Source organism: Acinetobacter sp. 22323 (assembly GCF_052044895.1).
In the GTDB taxonomy this organism is placed as follows: Bacteria; Pseudomonadota; Gammaproteobacteria; order Pseudomonadales; family Moraxellaceae; genus Acinetobacter; species Acinetobacter schindleri.
Genome location: NZ_JBQEOL010000042.1, coordinates 1 through 3,513 on the forward strand (window position 1 = coordinate 1; position 3,513 = coordinate 3,513).

Annotated in this window: 3 protein-coding genes and 2 pseudogenes; 1 reads left to right on the forward strand and 4 read right to left on the reverse strand. The window is 31.1% G+C overall.

Annotated features, from left to right (window positions below):
* A pseudogene (locus ACTJIX_RS14740) lies at window positions 1–204 on the forward strand (hypothetical protein); the annotation flags it as partial.
* 1,063 nt (window positions 205–1,267) lie between these two features.
* Here the strand turns inward: ACTJIX_RS14740 and ACTJIX_RS14745 are convergent.
* The 4 genes and pseudogenes from ACTJIX_RS14745 to ACTJIX_RS14760 all read right to left on the reverse strand — a co-directional run.
* Window positions 1,268–1,408, reverse strand: a complete 141-nt coding sequence (locus tag ACTJIX_RS14745) for a hypothetical protein (RefSeq protein ID WP_171056670.1) — start codon at window positions 1,406–1,408, stop codon at window positions 1,268–1,270.
* Window positions 1,409–1,816: 408 nt separating this feature from the next.
* Window positions 1,817–2,251: an Hsp20 family protein gene (locus tag ACTJIX_RS14750; RefSeq protein ID WP_005221855.1), complete on the reverse strand. Its 435-nt coding sequence runs from the start codon at window positions 2,249–2,251 to the stop codon at window positions 1,817–1,819.
* Window positions 2,252–2,959: 708 nt separating this feature from the next.
* Window positions 2,960–3,100, reverse strand: a complete 141-nt coding sequence (locus ACTJIX_RS14755; RefSeq protein WP_004809164.1) for a hypothetical protein — start codon at window positions 3,098–3,100, stop codon at window positions 2,960–2,962.
* A 307-nt stretch (window positions 3,101–3,407) separates the two neighbouring features.
* Window positions 3,408–3,513, reverse strand: a pseudogene (locus ACTJIX_RS14760) (IS30 family transposase); the annotation flags it as partial.

The following is a 3,513-nucleotide window of genomic DNA, read 5'->3' on the forward strand; positions in this document are numbered from 1 at the left end:
TGCTCGGTTATATGCGGGCCAATTGGTTGTGCGGTAGATTTTGTGTGTAGGCTTCTTCATTTGAAAATTATATCGCTAAAAAAGCCTTTACAGATAGGTTTGTGCAACAAAGCCATTATCAATAAGAATATTCATCCTATTTCATTAACATTTGATCCTTGGTATATTTTTATGAGCTTTTGGTTCATTACAGCTTTATATTAACAAGTACCCAAAAATAACACTTCATAAAAAAACCTCCCAAAGGAGGTTTAATTACAAAGTATGGGCCAATACGTAGATCACTGTACTAATAATTATGATAGCCAATAAAGTTATCAATATTTCAAGTTTAGTCATTAAAGTGCACTCTGACTTCTTGTTGCTTATATTGTAGCTTATCTTAACATTCAATCCTAAATATAAAGGGTTACTAGAAATTTTAAAATATTTGCACTTTATTAATTCAGATTAAATCTCATGACTCAAGTTAATTGTCTTTTCTATTATTAAATCGACACACGGCTTTAAAAATTTGACTTTCATTATTCACCATGATCATTTTCATCAAAATCATTGAACCACGTACAAAGATTTATCATTATTAATTTCTATTGAATATTTAATGATATTTTTTTAGCTTCTAATAGACCAGCCCTGACTTCACCTTAAGAAACAGGGTAACTTTATATCCAAATGTATCTAGCCCTACTGTACTAAACCTATTTAATTTCTTTCAAGCAATCGCGACATAACTTAATTTCTTCGCTATCAGCCGTACATTCAAACTCAATGGTACTATGTAGGCCAAATAAGCAAAGCACGAACTGGAACATATCGATCTCCTTGCTTTAGTGCTCCCCTATTCAAGATATAAGGAGAATGATCCCTAGAATTTAAAAATCTCATCTAACTATATAAAATTAATAGAAAATTAAACCGATCAATCCCTAATTACCATTTTATAGTCCTTAGCCAAATATTTTCTCTTTAAACTATTTAAAGATAACTTATGAATAGATTTATGTAAGTATAGGAAATATATATTAATAGTTCTTACCCGTTAGTTTTATGTTTCTTTAAGTACTTGTTAAACTAATTGAGGACTTCTCATAAATATATAAATTAATTAGAAAGCTACTAATTGCAAAATCAACAAATACTCAGCCTAGTCGTTTCTTCAGTTAAACAAGGCCAAGGATTAATTTAGCCAATATTTGCATTTGATTGTTATTTTTCCTTTCTAAATAGTCGAAGACCTCACTCATTTGTGAGGTCTTTTATCAATTTATTCAGGGGTATTTGGTGCCTTAGATTCTGTCTCCGCTTCTTGATGAGAACAGTTTTTTGCATTTCCCTTTTTGTATTTAGCCTTTTTATAACAGTATCCAGCCAATACGCCTGCGCCAATCAATGTTAATAATTTCATTGCTCACCTCAATAGATTAGAAATAACAACCTCTATAGGTATCATCTATATGGATTGCATTCCAAAGCTATTTGGAAAGTTTTTTTAAATGAAAGGTTAATTTATGTGTATAAAATAAAAAAGCCCACATTCCTGTGAGCTTTCCCCTTAACCATTTTGCGCTGATTTAGGATAGTTGATAAAACATACAACGATCAAACAATAGACAATCTATAAAAAATATAAATATATATACGAATTATATATATATCCATATTAAATAAGTCTGAAATTTAATTATTGCAATAAATAGTCAAACCAGCAACCTAGTTCTGGAGGCAATAAAAAAACCACCCTAAGGTGGCTTAAATTTGTTCTATTCTTATTAGAAAATTATTTTTATTATTGAGTCTTCGACTCTCCCCATACCTATTCATTAATTTTACGACCAATAGGAATCTGGCGTGCCATCGCCTCTTCAGGGACATTCCGTTGCAGATCTATAGTCAATAAACCATTATCATAATCTGCCTGCTGAACCTCTACATGTTCATCCAGGCGTAACGATAACTTAAATGAACGGCTTGCGATTCCCTTATATAAATATTCAACGTTTGGATCGTTTTTTTCTTCTACTATTTTACCAGTTATAGTCAGTACCTTATTTTCCAAATTAATCTCAAGTTGATCTTGATTAAATCCTGCAGTTGCAACAGAAATACGATAATTATTATCTCCTGTTTTTTCAATATTATAGTGGGGAAAGTTTGGCGTATCACTTTGTAATGCAAAATCGAATAGATCACTTAAGCGGTCAAAACCAATACTCCGACGGAATAGTGGTGATAAACTGAAATTACTCATCGTAACACCCTCCTGATTTTATAAACCAGCTGAGACTTCATTATCGATTTTGATAATAGAGTAAGAAGCAGTATCTGGATTGCTATCTTATTTATCAGGGTACATGCAGGTATTTTTAACGGCAGAAATAAATGAAAATACATTTCTTGCCCTATTTATATTTTTCCCGGCACATTTAGAAAAAATTAAATTTAAGTGAGTATTTAAAACATCGTTTTTTTCTTAGGAAAGGCAAAAAATTAATATTTTTTATAAAAAAACCGCACCTTGGGGAAGATGCGGATAAAACTCGATATTTAATCAAGTGTGGAGCTTTTTGAACACCTAGTAAAATAATCAAGATTCAAGAGACTGTCAATAAAATATTTAACTAAAATCTTAATTGATAAGGATAAAATTTTCTCTCTGCCGGGTTTTATGAGCGTCTATCTAATTAGACTCAATCCTTATTGTCACCTACCTCGCCCCCATGGACCTGATGATCAATTTCAGTTGCACCCTTCAAAGCCAATAAACAAAATATAAGGTTTAGCATAATTTTTCTTCCTATGAATAAGTTTATGGGAATGTTTAAGTATTTTCCTCTTTTAACTGCCTTGATTTAAATATCATCTTATTAAAGATTAAATAAGATCATTTACGTCACATTGAGAATTTCCTGAATCTAAGAAAATTTGAGGAATCTACTTAACAATATTGTTCCAGCAATTAAGCCGAGAACTCTTTTAATAAAAATCGCTTTACTGTCTCATCAAAATCCGGATTTGCGAGAATTGGCTGATTATTTTTAATAACTTGATAGCAACAGCTTGCAGCCACACCTACACCTAATAATGTCAACAATTTCATTGTTCACCTCAGATACTAAAAATTTAAACTTAAACTATCATTCAAAATTGTAGCCTTCCAACTTAGTTTTGATGATTTTATGTTCTGTATGTAATTGAATGTAGGTAAGATAAATAGTATTGAGTAAAAAATATACAGTTAAGTAAACATTGTAATTAACCTACAGTCTTGCACCACAGTTTTGTCAAAAAGGTCAATTCAAGTTAATTATGACTTAAATTCCTTCTGTTTAATTATGTCCTTATTCTAATAAAAATAAAATAATAGTCATCCGGCATACTAGGTCTGAGTGCATTACATGGCGAATTCAAACATGAGGTGCGACAGTTTCAAAAGCCATATGATAATCAACAAGCTGAGCAAATTTCTCTAATGGTGTAAGCCAATCTAACGCCTTTCTAGGACGAGTATTC